19 protein-coding genes are annotated in these 18,183 nt (G+C 66.7%); 8 read left to right on the top strand and 11 right to left on the bottom strand.

Annotated elements, in window-relative coordinates; translation table 11 throughout:
• Positions 1 to 7 precede the first annotated feature (7 nt).
• Both ACQCSU_RS06075 and dapD read right to left on the bottom strand, forming a co-directional pair.
• Entirely contained in the window at positions 8 to 859 is an 852-nt protein-coding gene (locus ACQCSU_RS06075; protein ID WP_426978840.1) for a hypothetical protein, read from the bottom strand.
• Between the two features lie 62 nt (positions 860 to 921).
• A complete protein-coding gene (gene dapD / locus ACQCSU_RS06070) occupies positions 922 to 1,956 on the bottom strand; it encodes a 2,3,4,5-tetrahydropyridine-2,6-dicarboxylate N-succinyltransferase (protein WP_426978839.1) in 1,035 nt (344 codons plus the stop codon).
• 136 nt (positions 1,957 to 2,092) lie between these two features.
• Here dapD and dapE point away from each other — a divergent pair, with 136 nt between their 5' ends.
• The gene (gene dapE, locus ACQCSU_RS06065; RefSeq protein WP_426978837.1) at positions 2,093 to 3,244 is read left to right on the top strand and encodes a succinyl-diaminopimelate desuccinylase; all 1,152 of its coding nucleotides are present in this window, start codon (positions 2,093 to 2,095) and stop codon (positions 3,242 to 3,244) included.
• A gap of 63 nt (positions 3,245 to 3,307) precedes the next feature.
• Here dapE and ACQCSU_RS06060 read toward each other — a convergent pair whose 3' ends face one another.
• From ACQCSU_RS06060 to ACQCSU_RS06040, 5 genes are all read right to left on the bottom strand, one after another.
• Positions 3,308 to 4,510 carry an IS30 family transposase gene (locus ACQCSU_RS06060; protein ID WP_426976513.1) on the bottom strand — a complete coding sequence of 401 codons (1,203 nt, stop codon included), beginning with the start codon at positions 4,508 to 4,510 and terminating at the stop codon, positions 3,308 to 3,310.
• Between the two features lie 490 nt (positions 4,511 to 5,000).
• A complete protein-coding gene (locus ACQCSU_RS06055) occupies positions 5,001 to 5,840 on the bottom strand; it encodes an amino acid ABC transporter permease (RefSeq protein WP_426978835.1) in 840 nt (279 codons plus the stop codon).
• Complete coding sequence (locus ACQCSU_RS06050) at positions 5,837 to 6,487, bottom strand: amino acid ABC transporter permease (RefSeq protein WP_426978834.1); 651 nt, start codon at positions 6,485 to 6,487, stop codon at positions 5,837 to 5,839. The genes ACQCSU_RS06055 and ACQCSU_RS06050 overlap by 4 nt, the downstream gene beginning before the upstream one ends.
• A gap of 95 nt (positions 6,488 to 6,582) precedes the next feature.
• Complete coding sequence (locus ACQCSU_RS06045) at positions 6,583 to 7,470, bottom strand: glutamate ABC transporter substrate-binding protein (RefSeq protein ID WP_426978832.1); 888 nt, start codon at positions 7,468 to 7,470, stop codon at positions 6,583 to 6,585.
• Between the two features lie 58 nt (positions 7,471 to 7,528).
• Complete coding sequence (locus ACQCSU_RS06040; RefSeq protein ID WP_426978830.1) at positions 7,529 to 8,284, bottom strand: amino acid ABC transporter ATP-binding protein; 756 nt, start codon at positions 8,282 to 8,284, stop codon at positions 7,529 to 7,531.
• 321 nt (positions 8,285 to 8,605) lie between these two features.
• On the opposite strand from ACQCSU_RS06040, the gene ACQCSU_RS06035 reads away from it, so the two are divergent.
• From ACQCSU_RS06035 to ACQCSU_RS06020, 4 genes are all read left to right on the top strand, one after another.
• The gene (locus ACQCSU_RS06035) at positions 8,606 to 9,334 is read left to right on the top strand and encodes a TIGR00730 family Rossman fold protein (protein ID WP_426979729.1); all 729 of its coding nucleotides are present in this window, start codon (positions 8,606 to 8,608) and stop codon (positions 9,332 to 9,334) included.
• A gap of 61 nt (positions 9,335 to 9,395) precedes the next feature.
• On the top strand, positions 9,396 to 9,752 hold the full coding sequence (locus ACQCSU_RS06030; protein WP_426978829.1) for a DivIVA domain-containing protein: 357 nt from the start codon (positions 9,396 to 9,398) through the stop codon (positions 9,750 to 9,752).
• Between the two features lie 113 nt (positions 9,753 to 9,865).
• Complete coding sequence (locus ACQCSU_RS06025) at positions 9,866 to 11,128, top strand: hypothetical protein (protein WP_426978827.1); 1,263 nt, start codon at positions 9,866 to 9,868, stop codon at positions 11,126 to 11,128.
• 232 nt (positions 11,129 to 11,360) lie between these two features.
• A complete protein-coding gene (locus tag ACQCSU_RS06020) occupies positions 11,361 to 11,528 on the top strand; it encodes a DUF3117 domain-containing protein (protein WP_354245265.1) in 168 nt (55 codons plus the stop codon).
• Positions 11,529 to 11,666: 138 nt separating this feature from the next.
• On the opposite strand, the gene ACQCSU_RS06015 is transcribed toward ACQCSU_RS06020, so the two are convergent.
• A complete protein-coding gene (locus tag ACQCSU_RS06015; RefSeq protein ID WP_354245479.1) occupies positions 11,667 to 12,299 on the bottom strand; it encodes an O-methyltransferase in 633 nt (210 codons plus the stop codon).
• 278 nt (positions 12,300 to 12,577) lie between these two features.
• Between ACQCSU_RS06015 and sigE the strand changes: the two genes are divergently transcribed.
• From sigE to ACQCSU_RS06000, 3 genes are all read left to right on the top strand, one after another.
• Positions 12,578 to 13,201: an RNA polymerase sigma factor SigE gene (sigE, locus tag ACQCSU_RS06010; protein ID WP_426978825.1), complete on the top strand. Its 624-nt coding sequence runs from the start codon at positions 12,578 to 12,580 to the stop codon at positions 13,199 to 13,201.
• Positions 13,202 to 13,209: 8 nt separating this feature from the next.
• Positions 13,210 to 14,427, top strand: a complete 1,218-nt coding sequence (locus tag ACQCSU_RS06005) for a hypothetical protein (RefSeq protein WP_426978824.1) — start codon at positions 13,210 to 13,212, stop codon at positions 14,425 to 14,427.
• 80 nt (positions 14,428 to 14,507) lie between these two features.
• Complete coding sequence (locus ACQCSU_RS06000; RefSeq protein ID WP_426978823.1) at positions 14,508 to 14,906, top strand: Sec-independent protein translocase TatB; 399 nt, start codon at positions 14,508 to 14,510, stop codon at positions 14,904 to 14,906.
• Here the strand turns inward: ACQCSU_RS06000 and ACQCSU_RS05995 are convergent, their stop codons facing one another.
• Genes ACQCSU_RS05995 through ACQCSU_RS05985 form a run of 3 tightly spaced genes read right to left on the bottom strand, consistent with a single transcriptional unit; the run spans position 14,907 to position 18,128 of the window.
• A complete protein-coding gene (locus ACQCSU_RS05995) occupies positions 14,907 to 16,073 on the bottom strand; it encodes an Mrp/NBP35 family ATP-binding protein (protein ID WP_426978821.1) in 1,167 nt (388 codons plus the stop codon).
• An 11-nt stretch (positions 16,074 to 16,084) separates the two neighbouring features.
• Positions 16,085 to 16,852, bottom strand: coding sequence for a DUF1003 domain-containing protein (locus ACQCSU_RS05990; RefSeq protein WP_426978819.1), 768 nt, complete (start codon positions 16,850 to 16,852; stop codon positions 16,085 to 16,087).
• Positions 16,845 to 18,128: a magnesium transporter MgtE N-terminal domain-containing protein gene (locus ACQCSU_RS05985; RefSeq protein ID WP_426978817.1), complete on the bottom strand. Its 1,284-nt coding sequence runs from the start codon at positions 18,126 to 18,128 to the stop codon at positions 16,845 to 16,847. Before ACQCSU_RS05985 ends, ACQCSU_RS05990 begins: the two co-directional genes overlap by 8 nt.
• Positions 18,129 to 18,183 lie beyond the last annotated feature (55 nt).

Here is an 18,183-nt window from a genome sequence, read left to right as displayed (position 1 = left end):
GGGCTGGCTAGGGCGGCGGAGCCCCGGCGAGCGTGATCCTGACCTGTCCGGCCGGAACATCGGCTGACCGCCAGCCGTTGCGGGCGTCCCGGGTCCAGCCGCGGCCGTCTGCCCGGACCTCGGCGATGGACAACCCTTTCGCGTTGGCAACGGCCCACTGCGCCACCGCCCAGGCCTGCGCGCCCCCGGCCTCGACCAGCAATGTGCCGCCCTCCACGGATACCGGGAGATTGCCGAAGGCCGCGGACAGCCGCTCCTGCACGGCAGCGGGGTCTCCGGCCGCGTCCGGAGCGCGCAGCGTGCAGTCCAGGCCGGCGGCGGTCTGGCCGCTCAGCACGGAGGCGAAGGCACGGGCCATCACCTCGTGCTGGGCGTAGGCGGCCGGGTAGGCAGAGCGCTGGACCTTCTGTGCGGCATCGGTGATCTCCAGCGACTGGTAGCCGGAGACTTTCACCAGCGCATCATAGAAAGCGTTGCTCGCGTGGTACGGGTCGATGACCTGCTCTGCGGTGCCCCAGCCCTGCGACGGCCGCTGCTGGAACAGCCCACGGGAGTCGGGGCCGGCCTGGTCGCCGTGGCCGATGTTCCGCAGCTTGGATTCCTGCATGGCCGTGGCCAGCGCGATGCTGGCGGCCCGGGCGGGCAGCCCCCGCCGGACGGCAACCGCGGTGATGAGGGCGGCGTTGGCTGCCTGGTCGGTGGCAAGTTCGGTGTCCCCGCCGCCCACCGCGGTGCAGCGTTCGGTGATCAGCGTTTCCGAGCGGTCGATGAACGCCACCGCCGTGTAGACTCCGCCGGCGGCCATCGCAAGGGCCAGCAGCAGCACTATCCGCCGCCGCCAACTGCCTCTGCGTGCCACGTAACTTCCCCTCAGGCCCGCAGGCCAGTCCATTCGTGAGCCGTTCGGCTTGCCGTCACCACCTAGTTGGCGTGCAGGGCCTCATTGAGTTCGACAGTCTGTCCTTTGCGGGGCAGGACCTCAACCTCGCCGGTGGACGAGTTGCGGCGGAACAGCAGATTGGGGACGGCGGAAAGCTCGACGGCCTTGACGATCCGGCTGGTGTCCTCACCGTCGGCGTCCTTGGGCCCGACGACGCGGACCCGGGTGCCGGCCGTGACGTACAGGCCGGCTTCGACGACGGAGTCGTCGCCGATGCTGATGCCCACGCCGGAGTTGGCGCCCAGCAGCACCCGCTCGCCGAGGGCGATTTTTTCCTTGCCGCCGCCAGACAGGGTGCCCATGATCGAGGCGCCGCCGCCGACGTCGGACCCGTCACCGGCTACGACACCGGCGGAGATACGGCCTTCGACCATGGAGGCGCCGAGCGTCCCGGCATTGAAGTTAACGAAGCCCTCATGCATGACCGTGGTGCCTTCGGCCAGGTGCGCGCCGAGCCGGACCCTGTCGGCGTCGGCAATCCGCACGCCGGAGGGGATGACGTAGTCGACCATCCGCGGGAACTTGTCCACCCCGTAGACCGTCACGGCGCCGCGCTTGCGCAGCCGCGCGCGGGTCAGCTCGAAGTCCTCGACGGCGGCCGGGCCGAAGTTGGTCCACACCACGTTGGGGAGCTTGCCGAAGATGCCGTCGAGGTTGATGCTGTTCGGCTGGACGAGCCGGTGGGAGAGCAGGTGGAGGCGCAGATAGGCGTCGGCCGTATCAGCCGGTGCCTCGTCGAGGTGGATCTGGACGAAGACGACCTTCTGCTCCGTGCCGCGGTCCGCGTCACTGCCGTTGGCCGCAATGTCGCTGAGGCTCTGGTCCGCGTGGGCGACGTCGCGGAGATTCTCCGCCGCAATGCCGAGGGCCGGCGCCGGGAACCACACGTCAAGTACGGTGGCCGCACCGTTGCGGGTGGAAACGGTGGCAACTCCGAATCCGTAGGCGGAACGGGCGTCGGAACGGGCGTCGGAGCGGGAGTCGGCGGGCACAGCAGAAGAAGCGGTCTCAGTCATGCACCAAGTCTATAGAAGGCGTCCGCAGTGGCTGAAACTCAAGACGCCCAAGTGACCGGCAGTTGTTGTCGTTTGGAGGGCGCCAAACGACAACAACTGCGATCTAGTTGGGGAGGGCAGCGGATAAAGTGGAACCGTGACTGCCCCGGAATCCACCGCCCAGAACCCCCGTCCCCGTGCTGCCGCCCGCCTTGACCTCCGCCAGGATGTTGCGCTGCTGACCGCCGCACTGATCGATATCAACAGCGTGTCCGGCAACGAAACGGAGCTGGCTGACGCCGTGGAGCATGCCCTGCGCTCGGTCCCGCTGCTGGAGCTGGTCCGTGACGGCGACTCGATCATCGCCCGCACCAACCTCGGCCGCCGCGAACGTGTGATCCTGGCCGGACATCTGGACACCGTGCCGTTGCCCACCACGGAAGGATCCCTTGGCACCGTTCCCTCCTACTGGCCCTCCGGCGCGCCCGGCGAGGGCATCCTCTACGGCCGGGGCGCCACCGACATGAAGGGCGGCGTTGCGGTGCAGCTGGCGCTGGCCGCCAGCCTGTTCGACGGCGGCGCGGAGCCGGCCAGGGACGTCACCTTCGTCTTCTACGACCACGAGGAAGTCGAGGCCGTCAAGAGCGGGCTCGGCCGGCTGGTCCGCAATCACGGCGGTCTGCTGGGCGGGGATTTCGCGATCCTGCTGGAGCCCACGGACGGAACGGTGGAGGGCGGCTGCAACGGCACCATCCGTTTCGAGGCGACCACGCTCGGCGAAGCTGCCCACTCCGCCCGCGCCTGGATGGGCAGCAACGCGATCCACGCCGCGGCACCGATCCTGGCCAAGCTGGCCGCGTACGTCCCGCGCACCATCAACGTGGACGGGCTGGACTACCGGGAAAGCCTCAATGCGGTGAAGATCAACGGCGGCACCGCCGGCAACGTCATTCCGGACCGCTGCGTCGTCGAAATCAACTACCGCTTCGCCCCGGACAAGACGCCGGATGAGGCAGAAAACCACGTGCGGGAGCTACTGGCAGGGTTCGACGTCGTCCGTACCGACAGCGCCGCCGGCGCACGTCCGGGACTGAACCACCCGGCCGCCGCGTCCTTTGTGGCCGCCGTGGGGGCCGAGCCGAAACCGAAATACGGCTGGACCGACGTCGCGCGCTTCAGCGAACTGGGCATCCCGGCGGTGAACTTCGGACCGGGAGATGCGTTGCTGGCGCACAAGGACAACGAGCATGTCGAGGCCGATGCGGTCCGTGAGTGCCTGCGGGCGCTGCGGAGCTGGCTCGCGGCTTAAGCTGTCCAAAACGAAAGGCCCGGATCCTGCTTGGATTCTAGGGATCGTTGCAACACCTGTTGGTTAGGTGGTTAGTAGTAAATCACGTAAACGCTCGGCTGGAGTATTCCAGCCGAGCGTTTTGCGTGGGCGTCCGTTGAGTTCCTGGGCGACGTGTTCGAGGTCTTCAGGCCCATAGACGGACAGGTCGGTGCCTTTGGGGAAGTATTGGCGGAGCAGCCCGTTGGTGTTCTCGTTGGAGCCGCGTTGCCAGGGGCTGGCGGGGTCGCAGAAATAGACGGGCATGTCGGTGGCAAGGGTGAAGGATTTGTGGGTGGCCATTTCCGCGCCCTGGTCCCAGGTCAGGGATCCTCGCAGGTGCGCGGGCAGGGTGGCCATGGTCTTGACGAGGCCGTCGCGGACGGTTTCGGCGGTGTGGTCATGTGGCAGGTGGACGAGCATCACGTAGCGGGTGGTCCGTTCGACCAGGGTCGCGATCGCTGACTGGTTATAGGCGCCGGTAATGAGGTCCCCTTCCCAATGGCCGGGCACGGCGCGGTCCTCGATCTCGGGCGGGCGCTCGGAAATCATGACCATCGGGTCCAGGAACCTGGGGGTGCGTTGCTCGCCGGTGCGGTGGGGTTTGCGGCGGGTCCGGCCGGTGCGCAGCGCTGCCTGTATCTCGCGTTTGAGGCCGCCTCTGGCCTGGACGTAGAGGGCTTGATAGATCGTCTCTGGGCTCACACGCATCTCCGGGTTGTCGGGGAACTCTTCGACCAGCGTGTGGCTGATCTGCTCCGGAGACCAGCGTAGGAGCAGCTTGTCCTTCACGTAGTCGCGCAGGTCCGAGTCGCCAGCGAGCTTGGCCGTCTTGGGCCGGGCCCGCCGGGCAGCGGCCTTCCGATGCGCCCCGTGCGGCAGGTAGCCCATCCGGGAATCGGTATTCCTGGCCAGCTCGCGGCTGATCGTTGAAGGCGATCGTCCCAGGGCGTGGGCGATCGCCCTGATCGAAGTGCCGGCGGCCTGCAGGTCCCGGATCAGCTCCCGTTCCTGCACGGTCAGGAACCGCGGATCGATAGATTTCTCCAACGCTGATACCGGTACGGGGACCAGGGTCGTTCCGGTCGTGCCGGCGGGAGGGGTCATGGTGGTCACACCACGTTTGTAGTCGACGATTCGGCCATCCGGGTAAATGCGTCGGCCGCCGGACTTACGGATTCCCTGGTCCCACTCTTCGGCGGTCCGGAGATGTATCCCGACCGCTGCGGCAGCTTTGCGCCGACTCACGCCGGTCTTGCGCAGCCGGAAGTACTCATCCCGGCCTGGGTGAGGACCCGTCCCCGTTTTGCCATGGCTTTTCAGCCCGGCTTTACGGACCCAACCGGCGCAAGTTGCGGGATTCAGTCCCAACTCCCGTGCGGCCTGCGTCGTGCTCCTGACGCGGTCGAACACGACGAAGAACTCAGCCTTCTGCGCAGGCGTGTATTTCCTCTGCCCAGCTTCCCGATTCCGTGGGACCCGCTCAGGGAGCCGAGATTTATGGACCCATTGGTAGCACGTCATCTGATTGAAGCCGAGCTCCGCCGCGGCCGCGCTCACACTCCCACACCGGTCCAACACCGAAAAGAACTGAGCCTTCTGCTCCGGCGTGTATTTCCTCCGGCTGGCAGCTTCCTTCGTTAAAGACGACACGGTCGTTGCAACTCCCAAAAATTCTGGGTGTTGCAACGACCGCTAGAACCCGCCCTGGCGGATCCGGGCCTTTGTATATCCAGGGCTACTTCGCGGAGGCCTCCACGGCTGCAGCTTCAGCCTTTGCCACGCCGCCAGCGGCTTTCTTGGACCCGCGGCGCTCGATCCAGATGGCAATGCGGGAAACGCAGAGGTTGATCGCGATGTAGATTGCGGCCGCCACGAAGAAGATCGGGAACAGGTACTGGGTTCCCAGGAAGTCGGCCATGACCTGCACTGCCCGGAGCAGCTCACCGTAGGCGACGATGTAGCCAAGCGAGGTGTCCTTCAGGAGCACCACGAGCTGGGCCACCAAGGATGGCATCATCCGGCGGATGGCCTGGGGAAGTTCGATGATCATGCGGGACTGGAAGCTCGTCAGTCCCACGGTCAGGCCGGCTTCGCGCTGGCCCTTGGGCAGCGACTGGATGCCGGCGCGGATGATTTCCGCGAACACCGCAGCGTTGTACAGGACGAGGCCTGCCACGACGGCGATGAACTGGTTGGTACCGAAAACCAGCAGAACAAAGAGCATCATCAGGACTACAGGCATGCCGCGGAGGAATTCCAGCACGATGCGTATGGGAATCCGGATGGCGGCTACATCAGAGATCCGCAGGAGGCAAAGCAGCAGGCCCAGCGGAAAGGCGATGACTGCCGCGACGGCGGCCGCACTGAGGGTGGCGCCGACTCCGTTGCCGATGAGGGACCAGACATCCGCGCGGGTGAAGATGGCCCAGCGGCGTCCTTCGAAGATGCCTTGCTGCGCCAGTGTGCTGACGATCCACGCCAGCAAGCCTGCGATCAGCAGGGAGCCGACCACGGATCCGATCAGGGAAACCCGGCGGGCCTTGGGGCCTGGAACGTCATAGAGAACTGAGCTCATCGTGCGATCGCCACCTTTCGTTCGACCGTGCTGGCCAGGATGCCGAGGGGAACGGTGATGAGCAAGTAGAAGAAGGCAACACCCAGCAGGACTGCCATGACCTGGTCACCGTTGGCATTGGCGAGCTGCCTGCCGTAGCCGAAAAGCTCAAGGACGAAGAACGCGCCGGCCACTGAGGAGTTCTTTACGAGTGCTATCAGGATGTTGATAAGGGGTGGAATGACTGTTCGGAGTGCCTGCGGGAGAATGATCAGGGACAGTACCTGGCTGAACGTCATCCCTATGCTTCGGGCGGCTTCGGCCTGGCCCACAGGGACGCTGTTGACACCGGAGCGGACAGCTTCAGCGATGAAGGCCGCGGTGTAGGCGCTCAACGCGATGATGGCTGCCACCTCGAACTGCTCGAACTTCACTCCGATGCGCGGCAGCACGATTGCGGCAAAAAAGAAGGCAATGGTGAGGGGGGTGTTCCTCAGAATTTCCACGTAGGCCGTGCTGAAGCCGCGGAGAGCTGCAACGGGGGAGACCCTGGCGGCGGCGAGCAGCGTCCCCAGCAGGAGGGCGATCACTCCGGACACGGCAGACAGGAAAAGGGTTCGGAGAAAGCCGTTCCAGTAGAGTGGCAGGCTTTCGATGACGGCGTCCATAGGATCCTTCGGCTGGGTGTCGTGGACTGGAGCGAAGAGGGGGCGGCGGTTGCCGGAGCCGCGGTGAGCGGGGTCCGGCAACCGCCTGGCGTTACTCAGTAACGGTTGATGGCAGGGAGATCCGGGGCTGTCTTGATGACGACACCGGCGGTGGCTTCCCAGGCCTTCTTGTAGGACCCGTCCTTGCTGAACGCTTCCAGCTGGTCATTGATCCAGTTACGGAACGCGGTGTCGTCCTTCTTCAGGCCGATGCCGTACGGCTCCTTGGTGAAGGTCTGGTCGGATGCCAGCTTGAAGGCATCCGGCTCCTTGTCCACAAATCCGGCGAGGATCACGTTGTCCGTGGTGACCGCCTCAACCTGCTTGTTGCGGAGCGGCTCAAGGCAGGCGGAGTAGGTCGCCGCCGGAACGAGTTCTGCTCCGTACTTCTCCACGATGGTGGCTGCCGGTGTGGAGCCGGTCACTGAGCAGACCTTCTTGCCCTTGACGTCTTCCGGCTTGGTGATGGAAGTGTTGTCCTTGTTGACCATCAGAGCCTGGCCAGCCTCGTAGTACGGGCCGGCAAAGCTGACAACCTGCTTGCGCTTGTCGTTGATGGTGTACGTGGCGATGACAAGGTCCACCTTGCCCTGCTCAATGAACGGTTCGCGGTTGGCCGAAACAGTTTCAGACCATTCGATCTTGTCGGCGGCAATTCCGAGCTTGGCGGCGATGAGCTTGCCCATCTCGACGTCAAAGCCAACAGGCTTGCCATCCAGGCCCACTTGGCCGAACAGCGGCTGGTCGTACTTGGTGCCGATCTTGATGGTTCCGGCGGAGGAGAGTTTAGCCATGGTGCTGCCAGCAGCGAACGACGGCTTCTCGGCAACGGGGGGGTTGCTGGTGGTGCCGGTACCGCTGCCGCCGCAGGCGCTCAGGCTGAGGGCCAGAGCTGCGGATGCGGCAACCAGAAGGGATTTCCTTCGGGTCAAAAATGCCTTCATGACATTCCTTTCATTGGATGGCCACCTCGCGGCGGCCAGGGTGCGAACTCGAAGGGACTCACTGGGTCAACAACTTGGACAGGAAGTCCTTCGCCCGGCTGCTCTTGGGATTGGTGAAGAACTCCTCAGGCTTTGCGTCCTCCACGATCTTGCCGTCGGCCATGAACACGACGCGGTCGGCGGCCTTCCGGGCAAAGCCCATCTCATGGGTGACCACGATCATGGTCATGCCTTCCTTGGCCAGCTGGATCATGACGTCGAGGACTTCGTTGATCATTTCCGGGTCCAGGGCGGAAGTGGGCTCATCGAAGAGCATGACCTTCGGCTTCATGGCCAGGGCGCGGGCAATGGCCACGCGCTGCTGCTGGCCGCCGGAGAGCTGGGCCGGCAACTTGGGGGCCTGATGTCCGACGCCGACGCGCTCCAGGAGAGCCATGGCGTCCTTGTCCGCCTCGGTCTTGGAGGCGCCCTTGACCTTGATGGGTCCGAGCGTGACGTTCTCAAGGATCGTTTTGTGGGCGAAGAGGTTGAACGACTGGAACACCATCCCGACGTCGGCCCGGAGCTTCGCAAGTTCCTTGCCTTCTTCGGGCAGCTCTCTGCCGTCGATCTTGATGACGCCGTCGTCGATGGTCTCGAGACGGTTGATGGCGCGGCAGAGCGTCGATTTACCCGAGCCCGACGGCCCGATGACCACGACTACCTCGCCCTTGCGGACGTTCAGGTTGATGTCCTTCAATACGTGCAACTGGCCGTAATGCTTGTTCACGGCGTTCAGGGAGACGAGAGCATCGCCGGGCACTTGAGTAGTCATAAGAAGAATCTAGCGAACATTAGCGGCTCATGACCGCAATCACTCCCAGTTCCTGCAGATCGTGATTCAAGAGATACCTGCAGGTCAGAGTCCCTGCGGCGGGCTCCAGCGCGCGGCAGCGGCGTCCGGCGACCCGCCACGCGCCGCGGGGGAACCCACGGAATTCCGCGCTACCCTGTGGGCATGAGTACCGATCCGAAGCACAACCCAGGCCAGGACCCCAGTGGAAAGCCGGCATCCGAAAGGCGCGACGCGCCGCCTGTCAACGGGATACGCCACAAAGGCCCGCTGGAGCTGCGGCGAAAGCAGGCCAAGGTCACGATGTCCGACCAGACCCTGCTGGACACCAAAGGTCCCGGGCAGTTCGTGCACACCGACCCGTGGCGCGTCCTGAGGATCCAGAGCGAGTTCGTGGAAGGTTTCGGCGCACTCGCCGACCTGGGGCCGGCGGTCAGTGTCTTCGGCTCGGCCCGGACCGTGCCGGGCAGCCCCAACTACGAACTCGGCGTCGAGGTGGGCCGGAAGCTCGCGGAAGCGGGCCTGGCCGTGATCACCGGCGGCGGCCCGGGGTCCATGGAAGCCGCGAACAAGGGCGCCGTCCAGGGAAACGGGGTGTCCGTGGGGCTCGGCATCGAGCTGCCCTTCGAACAGGGCATGAACCAGTGGGTGGACCTGGGCATCAACTTCCGCTATTTCTTCGCCCGCAAAACCATGTTCGTGAAATACGCCCAAGGCTTCATCGTGCTGCCGGGCGGGCTCGGAACCCTTGACGAGCTCTTCGAGGCGATGGTCCTGGTCCAGACCCGGAAGGTGACATCCTTCCCGATCGTGCTCGTCGGAACCGCATTCTGGAGCCCGCTGGTCGGATGGATCGAGAACACGCTGGTGTCCGAGGGCATGGTGTCGGAGGAGGATCTTGACCTGATTCAGGTGGTGGACGATCCGGCGCACGCCGTGGAACTCGTAGTGGAGGGGGCGGCCCGGCACCGGAACCCGAACGGCGGCGCGCCGGTCACCAACAGCAGCGACAAAGGCGGCACGCGGGCGTAAGCAAGCCGGCTGGGTAAGCCGGCCTGCGGCCTACCCAGCCGGCTTCTGGCACGATGGGGTGGTGAGCTTCTTCCTGATTTTCCTGGCGATCGTGCTGACCGGCGTCGCCGTCCTGCTGGGCACCGGTGCCGCGTCGAGGCTCTCCCGCCGCGGCCGGGGCCAGGGAGAAGCGCAGCCCTACGACGACGGCTTCGACGAGCCGGTGGCATCCCTGCCTCCCGTGCTCCTGCCGGAGGATGCCGTCCCGTCCGACGTCGACCACCTCCGCTTCGCCGTCGGACTGCGCGGCTACCGGATGGACCAGGTGGACCAGGTGCTGGACGAACTGCGGGATCAGCTTGCCGCCAAGGACAGGAAGATTGCGGAGCTCGGGGAGGAACTGGGACGCCTGCGCCAGGCTTCGGGGCCGGGCCGGTGAACAAGCCGGCGGACGGGCCGCTGAACCCGGAGTCACCGGGCAGGGCGGACACGGCGGTAGCACCGGCTTATTCCGCTGCACCGCCGGGCCTGAACGCTGCCGTGCGGGCTCGGATGACTTCCGCCGGCGCCCGCGTATCCGGGTGGCCGTGGTGGGTCCAGGTGGGCGGGCTGTACCTGGCTGCCCGGCTGGTCAGTGCGTGGATATTCACGGCCGCTGCCCTGCATCAGGGCGTCAATCCCTGGTTTCCACCCAGGCCCGACTACTGGTCCTTCATCAACATCTGGGACGCCCGCTGGTACGGCGAGGTCCTGCAGAACGGCTACCCGGAGGTCCTGCCGACGGATGCGGCCGGCAACGTCCAGGAAAACGCCTGGGCCTTCTACGCATTGTTTCCGATGCTGGGCAGGATCCTTGCCGGCGTGACCGGGATGCACCCCGCCTTTGCCCTGACGCTCATCGCGGTGCTGTGCGGCCTCGGCGCGGCGCTTGTGGTCTACAGCCTCTTCAGGCAGAAGGCCACGCACACCACGGCGCTGTGGGGGACTGTGCTCTTCTCCACGTTTCCCGTGTCGCCCGTGCTGCAGGTGCCGTATGCCGAGTCGCTGAACCTCCTTCTGCTCGCCACGGCGCTGCTGCTGGTGGTGCGGCGCCGCTATCTGTGGGCGATGCCCGTCGTCGTGCTGATGTGTCTCTCGCGCCCCACCGGGGTGCCGTTCGCGGCAATGGCGGGGCTTCTTTTCGTCTACCGCCTCTGGCAGCGGCGCGCGGCAGGACGGCAGGCGGAATATGCGGCGGCGGCGGCGGCCGGGCACGGCACCACCCCGCACGGCACCACCCCGCACGGCACCACCCCTCACGGCCATTCCCAGCTGTGGTCCTTGGCCGGCCTGACGGCAGTCAGCGGGATCGGGGCCCTGCTGTGGCCCGTCATCGCCTGGGTTGCCACCGGAGACATCCAGGCCTACACCAAGACCGAAACTGTCTGGCGGGGCCATGACCTCGTGCCCTTCAAGCCCTGGTTCGACACGGGCATCCTGCTCTTCGGCCCCGCGCTGGGGATCCTGGCGCCCTTCGTCGTTGGCGGGCTCTTCACCCTGTTCATGATGTCCCGGCCCGTAGCCGCGCTGGGTACCGAGTTGCGGTTGTGGTGCAGCTGCTACATGGGCTATCTGCTGGTCTTCCTGCACCCCCAGACCAGCACCTTCCGGATGTTGCTCCCGCTCTTCCCGCTGGCCCTCAGCGTTGCGCTGATCTCACGGTCCCGGGCCTACCGCGGCGCCGTGGTCCTGATGTTCCTGCTGCTTCAAATCGTCTGGGTTGTCTGGCTGTGGGCCTGGGCGCCGTTGCCCGGCGGAGGAGACTATCCGCCGTGACACAACGCACCTTTCCGCGGCGCCGGCCCGGTTCCGCACGGCGCACAGGAAAGTCCAACGATTAGCTACAGGCGTGTAGTTACGCGATAATAGATGATAAGCAAGGACAAGAAGCAAACTGAGTTTATGGCCATGATGGCTCCCATCACGGCCGCCGGGCAGCTTGATTGACTAAGCGGACGCAGCCCGGCCGGGCTGGTAAGTCACTGGACTAATGGAGGGGATTTTCCTTATGGCGGCTATGAAACCACGCACCGGCGACGGCCCGATGGAAGTTACCAAAGAGGGACGAAGCCTGATCATGCGGGTTCCGCTCGAAGGCGGGGGACGGCTCGTCGTCGAGCTGAATTCGGTCGAAGCAACAAACCTGAAGGAATGCCTCGTCGGCGCTACCGAGTAGCTTCGCGGACGGCTTCACACCAGAATTCGAGAGGGCGGGCCGGCAGTCGGTTGACTGCAGGTCCCGCCCTTTTTCTGTACCGCTTTTTGGCCGGCCCGCCACTCCAGGGGCCCGGCGCCGGGGCCAGCCTCGCCCGGGCTATTTCTTGACGGCGATCAAAAGGCCGTCGCCGGTGGGAAGCATGGCCGACGCGAGGCGGTCGTCGTCGCGGATGGACTTGCCCACCTGCCGGAGCACCGCTGTGGTGGCCTCGCGGGCGGCGGGGTTGGCGACGCGGTCCTTGTCCAGAGCGTCGTTGACGACCAGCAGGCCGCCGCGTTTGAGCAACCGGATGGCCTGCTCGACGTAGCCCGGGTAGTTCGGCTTGTCGGCGTCAATGAACACCAGGTCGTAGGCGCTGTCGGTCAGCCGGGGGAGGACATCGCCGGCCCGGCCGGAAATAGTACGGGTCCGGTTGGCCGGGCTGCCGGCCTCCTGGAATGCTTCCCGCGCTGCCTTGAGGTGTTCGACGTCGACGTCGATGGTGGTCAGCACGGCGTGCGGCCCCAGGCCGCGCAGGATGCACACGCCCGAGACGCCCGCTCCGGTTCCGATCTCCACCGCAGTCTGCGCCTTCGAGGCAGCGGCCAGCACCGTCAGGACTGCGCCGACGCCGGGGCCGATCGGGGTGACGCCCAGCTCGAAGGACCGTTCGCGCGCGTGAATCAAGACCTCATCCTCGGCAGGCAGATCTTCTGCGTAGGACCAGCTCGTGGACTTATCGGCGCTCATGGGTATCGCTTTCTGGGCGGCAGGGGGGGTGTTCATTACAGCCTACTGTGTCGGGCCGGGCGGGGCCGGGAGGCACCTCTGCCGTGGCCGCGACGGCGGCCAAAGCCGCCGTTTCCGCCTTGGGCGGAAGGACGGCCCGCGTCAGGAAATTCCCAGCTTGATTTGAAATGATGGGTATCCGCTCATCCGCGTGGTGATCGGCGCCGAATCAAGGGTGCAGGAGCTTGCACCGGCAAGCACCACCCACGGCGTAAGTGCCATCACGAGGGGAGCGGACGATGTCGGTTCTGGCAGCTGTCCCTGAAACTGAAGAGTCCCAGCCCGCCACGGAAACCGAGTGGGTCCGGCCGACGTGGGAAGAAGTGGTGACCAACCACTCCGCCAAGGTCTACCGGCTCGCGTACCGGCTCACCGGTAACAAGTACGACGCCGAGGACCTCACCCAGGAAGTGTTCGTCCGGGTCTTCCGCTCGCTCGAAAATTTCAAGCCCGGCACCCTGGACGGCTGGTTGCACCGGATCACCACCAACCTCTTCCTTGACCAGGCGCGGCGCAAGAGCCGCATCCGCTTCGACGCGCTGGCCGAGGACGCTGAGTCCCGGCTTCCCGGCCGCGAGCCAGGCCCGGAACAAAGCTTCGAATTCAACAACCTTGACCTCGACGTGCAAGCAGCCCTTGAGGAACTGCCTCCGGCTTTCCGGGCGGCGGTCGTGTTATGCGACCTGGAAGGGCTGTCCTACGACGAGGTGGCCGTCGCCCTCGGCGTCAAGCTCGGAACCGTACGGTCCCGGATCCACCGCGGCCGGACCATGCTCCGGGAAAAACTCGCGCACCGTGACCCCCGCCCCCAGCAGTCCCGCAAGCCGAGGCTCAAGATGCCGCGCATCGCCGGTCTCCTCTGAACAGGTTGATGAGACTGCTGAATCGACTGCTGCGCGGCCTGCCGTGCAGCTACTCCGGCCGGTCCGGCCGCCGGGGCAACAGCTCCGGCGCGCCGCGGGCGGCCGGGGCCCGGAACTGGCGCCGGAAACATAGCGAGACATGCGAGGAATGCCGGCTGCGGGAGCGCAGGGAACGGCAGTACCTGGAGCGGCTGCGCGGCGCCGCCGTCCCCGCTGCCAGCGACGAGCTGACCGCGCGCCTGCTCGCCCGCACCGAGGAACTGGCTCGCGACCTCCCGCCGGCCACGCTGCGGGACACTGAGGTGCGGTCAGCGGTGCACGGGCCGGTGCACGGCGGAGCGCTGCATGGCGGCGCCCTGTACGGCGGCGCGGCGCACGGCGGAGCGCTGCATGGCGGATCGCGCCCGGCAATCCGGCTTGCGGCCCTGACCGCCGGCGGTGCAGCGGCTGCCGTTGCCCTGATGGCAGGATCCGCCTACCTGCTGGGCGGACATCCGGTCCCCGTGGCGGCCGCGGAAACCGCGTCCGCCATCCTGCAGGAGGACATGCGCCTCTCCGCGGCGGCCGCCGGGACGCCTGGCGCCGGGACGGCCCCAGGCTGGAGCATGACCGGCGAACCGGACATGACGCCTTCCGGCGCGCTCACCGCGGAGCAGCTCACTGCCCTGCGGACCCAGGGCTGGGCCTGTCCGGAACTCCGTGAGCTGGGCTTCCACCTGGTCTGGGCCCGGGGCGGCGTGGTGGCCGGTGAGGACGTTGTGGAACTGCGTCTCACCGACGGCCGCCATTTCGCCACGGTGCTGGAGCAGCACGTCGCACTGCCATCGCAGCGAGGCGCGTCCGGACTGCAACAGCCCGCTACCTCCCCTCCGGTCAACGTGCTCACCGGCCACACCCCGACGGCGGACGGCTTCACGGCGGCCGGCGGGCAGGGCACGGGCCTGCCGGCAGGCACGCCGCCCGAACGGCCCTCTCCGGCCGGAAACGGCACGCTCTGGATCAACCCGGCGGCACCCTTCAGCGCCATCTACCAGGGCTCTGCCGGTACCTTCACCTATGTGTCAGACCAGCCCGCCGAGCAGGCCGGCGAAGGAGTGGCCGCCCTGGTGCGGATGCCCGCCGTGCCGCAGCCGGAAACGCCGGCGGCGGAGGAAACCACCCCGGACGGGATCACGGCCCGGATCGAGCGCGGACTGGGCAGGATTCTGGAGCTCCTGGCCACGTGAGCGGCGGCGCGGCCGGCAGCCGCCGTCGTTCGGCACCGCGGAATCGTCGCAGCTCCGATTGAGAGGGTAATCTTCCTAAAGTGCTTGGAATCAACGGACCGGAGTTTTTACTTCTGCTGATCATCGGACTTCTCGTGATCGGTCCCAGCCGGCTGCCCGAATACACCCAGAAACTTGCCAATATCGTCAAGGAAGTCCGCCGGATGGCCTCCGGCGCGCGGGAACAGATCAAGGAAGAAGTCGGCATCGACATCGATGACGTCGACTGGAAGAAGTACGACCCGCGGCAGTACGATCCGCGCAGGATCATCAAGGAAGCCCTGCTGGAGGACGACAGCAAACCCGTGAGCGCCGGGGCGCCGGCCGCGGTTTCGGCTGTCGCGGCCGCCGCGGTGTCCGCCGCGGAGCAGCGGCCGGCCCGCGTCATCGAGCGCCTGTCCGAAGGCGAGCCTGCGCCCTTCGACTCAGAAGCAACCTAGCTAGCGCGGCTGCAGCCCCAGGGACATCCCCGGCAGCCCGCGCGGGACGGCGGCGAGCTTGCCCGCGATCTCCAACAGGGCCACGGCTGCGGGCGTCTCCGGACCTCCCAGCACCAGCGGAACCCCGGCGTCCCCGCCCTCACGCAGCAGGATGTCCAGCGGAATCTGCCCCAGCAGCGGAACGTCCGTGCCCACCGTGGCGGACAGCCGTTCGGCGAGGACGGCGCCGCCGCCGCTGCCGAACAGCTCCATCCGGCCGCCGTCGGGCAGCTCCAGATAGGACATGTTCTCCACCACGCCGGCCACGGACTGGCCGGTCTGGGTGGCGATGGCGCCGGCCCGTTCGGCCACGTCCGCGGCTGCGGCCTGCGGGGTGGTCACGACGAGGATCTGCGCCTTCGGCAGCAGCTGGGCCACCGAAATCGCAATGTCGCCGGTGCCCGGCGGCAGGTCCAGGAACAACACGTCGAGGTCACCGAAGTAGACGTCCGTCAGGAACTGCTCAAGCGCGCGGTGCAGCATCGGTCCACGCCATGCGACCGGCTGGTTCCCGGTGACGAACATGCCGATGGAAATGACTTTGACCCCGTAGGAAACCGGCGGCAGGATCATGTCATCCACCCGGGTGGGGGACTGGGTGATGCCCATCAGGGCCGGGACGGAGAAACCGTACACATCCGCGTCCACGATGCCCACCCGCAGCCCCTGGGCGGCCAGGGCGCAGGCCAGGTTGACCGTCACGGAGGACTTCCCCACCCCGCCCTTGCCGCTCGCGACCGCGTAGACCTTGGTCAGCGAGCCGGGCTGGTTGAAGGGGATCCCGCGCTGTCCGCCGGGGCCGCGCAGCTGCTCCTTGAGCGCGTCGCGCTGCGCCTGGGTCATCACCTTCAGGTCGACGTCGACGGCGGTGACGCCGGGCACGGCGCTCAGCGCCGCCTCGCAGTCGGCCGTGATGGTGCCGCGCAGCGGGCAGCCCGCAATCGTCAGCAGCACGGTGATCCGTACCCCGCCGGCGGCGGAGATCTCGACTCCGTCGACCATGCCCAGTTCGGTGATGGGGCGGCGCAGTTCCGGGTCGATCACAGTGGCGAGGGCCGCGTGCACGTCCCTGCCCAGAGGCGAGTCCAGAGGTGAGTCCAGGGGGGCGCTGTCCGGCGTGGTGCTCATGGGGTGAATGCTCAGCTCTCGGGGAAGATGCGGTGTGCAGGTGAAGCGGTGTTCTCCGGCTTGGTGTCGGCGGGGCTTTCCGGCGGGCCGTCCCGCTTGCCGTCCCGCTTGCCTTCGGCCTTGACCCGTGGGATCTGCTGGGTCCGCGGGCTGCGCTGCTTGTCGCGACGATCCTTCAGTTTCTCCTTGACCTTCTCCCGCGGGGTCTCGTGGGCGCCGGCCGACGGGTCATGGGCGCGCAGTTCCTCCTGCGCCTCCAGCATGTCCTCCAGCAGGCTGCGCAGCTCGGCCCGGACATAGTCGCGGGTCGCTACTTCACGCAGGGCAATGCGCAGCGAGGCCAGTTCCCGGGTCAGGTACTCCGTGTCCGAGAGATTGCGTTCGGCGCGCTGCCGGTCCTGCTGGAGCGAGACGCGGTCCCGGTCGTCCTGGCGGTTCTGGGCAAGCAGCAGCAGCGGCGCGGCGTAGGAGGCCTGCAGCGAGAGCATCAGGGTCAGCAGGGTGTAGCCGAGATCCCGGGAGTCGAACTGCCACTCCCCCGGGGCAAAGGTGTTCCAGACCAGCCAGAAGAGGCAGAACACGGTCATGTAGACCAGGAACTGGGGCGTGCCCATGAACCGGGCGAAGCCCTCGGTGGCGTGGCCGAAGGCGTCCGGGTTGGGGGAGAACTTGGGCAGGATCCGCGCACGGCCGCTCAGGGGTGTGTCGAGGCTGCCTTTGCCGGTGGATTTGCTGCCCGGGCGGACGGTGGAGGTTCTGGGGGTGCCGTTATCAGCCAATGCGGCCTCCGAGCTTCCTTATCGGGACGTCGTCCTCGTGGGCGCGCCAGTCATCCGGCAACAGGTGATCCAGCACGTCGTCAACAGTCACCGCCCCCACAAGCCGTCCGTCGCTGTTGACCACGGGGAGCGAGTTAAGGTTGTAGGTGGCCAGGGTCCGGGCCACCTCACTGATGTGCGCCAGGTCGGAGACCGGCTCCAGGGTCTTGTCCACGAGGTTGCCCAGCGGTTCGGGCGGCGGGAAGCGCAGCAGCTGCTGGATGTGGACGACGCCGAGGAAACGGCCGGTGGGCGTCTCCAGCGGGGGCCGGGCAATGAAAATCGAGGACGCCAACGCAGGGGAGAGTTCCTCGCGGCGGACATGGGCGAGGGCCTCGGCGACGGTCGCTTCCGGGGGCAGGATGACCGGGACCGGGGTCATCAGGCCGCCGGCGGTGTCCTCGTCGTATTCGAGCAGGCGGCGGACGTCTTCGGCGCCCTCGGGCTCCATCAGCTGGAGCAGCTCCTCGGCCTGGGCGCTGGGGAGCTCGGCGAGGAGGTCGGCGGCGTCGTCCGGATCCATTTCCTCCAGCACATCGGCGGCGCGGTTGACGTCCAGGGCGGAGAGGATCTCCACCTGATCGCCTTCGCGCATTTCCTGGAGGACATCGGCGAGCCGCTCGTCCTGGAGTTCGCTGGCGACCTCGAAGCGGCGCTTGTCGCTCATCTCCTGGAGGGCTTCGGCGAAGTCGGCAGGTTTCAGGTCCTCATGCGTGGCGACGAACTGGGTGGCGGCCTGGGGCTCGGTCCGGGCACCCTGCTGCGCGTCGGCCCAGTCGATGATCATGGTCTCGTTGCGGCGCAGCCTGCTCAGCGGCGAGAGGGAGTGGCCGCGGCGGACAAAGAGTTTGCTGACGAACCAGTCGCCGGAGCGGTGCTTGTCCATCGCGATGTCCTCGATGGTCGCGTCCCCGCTGCCGTCGGCGAGGGTCACCCGGCGGTCGAACATCTCGGCCACCACCAGGGTCTCCGCGCCGCGCTGTTCGAAGCGGCGGAGGTTCACGAGCCCCGTGCAGATGATCTGGGTGGGGTCGATCGAGGTGATCCGGGTCATCGGTACGAAGACGCGCTTCTTCCCGGGGACCTCGACGACGATGCCCACCACGTGCGGGGTGCCGCGGTTGCCGCGGGAGAGCACAACGACGTCGCGCAGCCGTCCCAGACGGTCGCCCAGTGGGTCGAAGACATCCAGTCCGAGGAGGCGCGCAACAAACACCCGCGAAAGATTTGTGCTCACCTGTACAGGCTACCGAGTCTGCTCTCTTTTAGCTGAATTTACAGGCGCACCCCAG

The sequence above is a fragment of the Pseudarthrobacter sp. O4 genome, from assembly GCF_050157025.1.
Taxonomy (GTDB): domain Bacteria; phylum Actinomycetota; class Actinomycetes; order Actinomycetales; family Micrococcaceae; genus Arthrobacter.
Note: the sequence above shows the minus strand (reverse complement) of the source record. Positions and strands in the feature narration are given on the sequence as shown.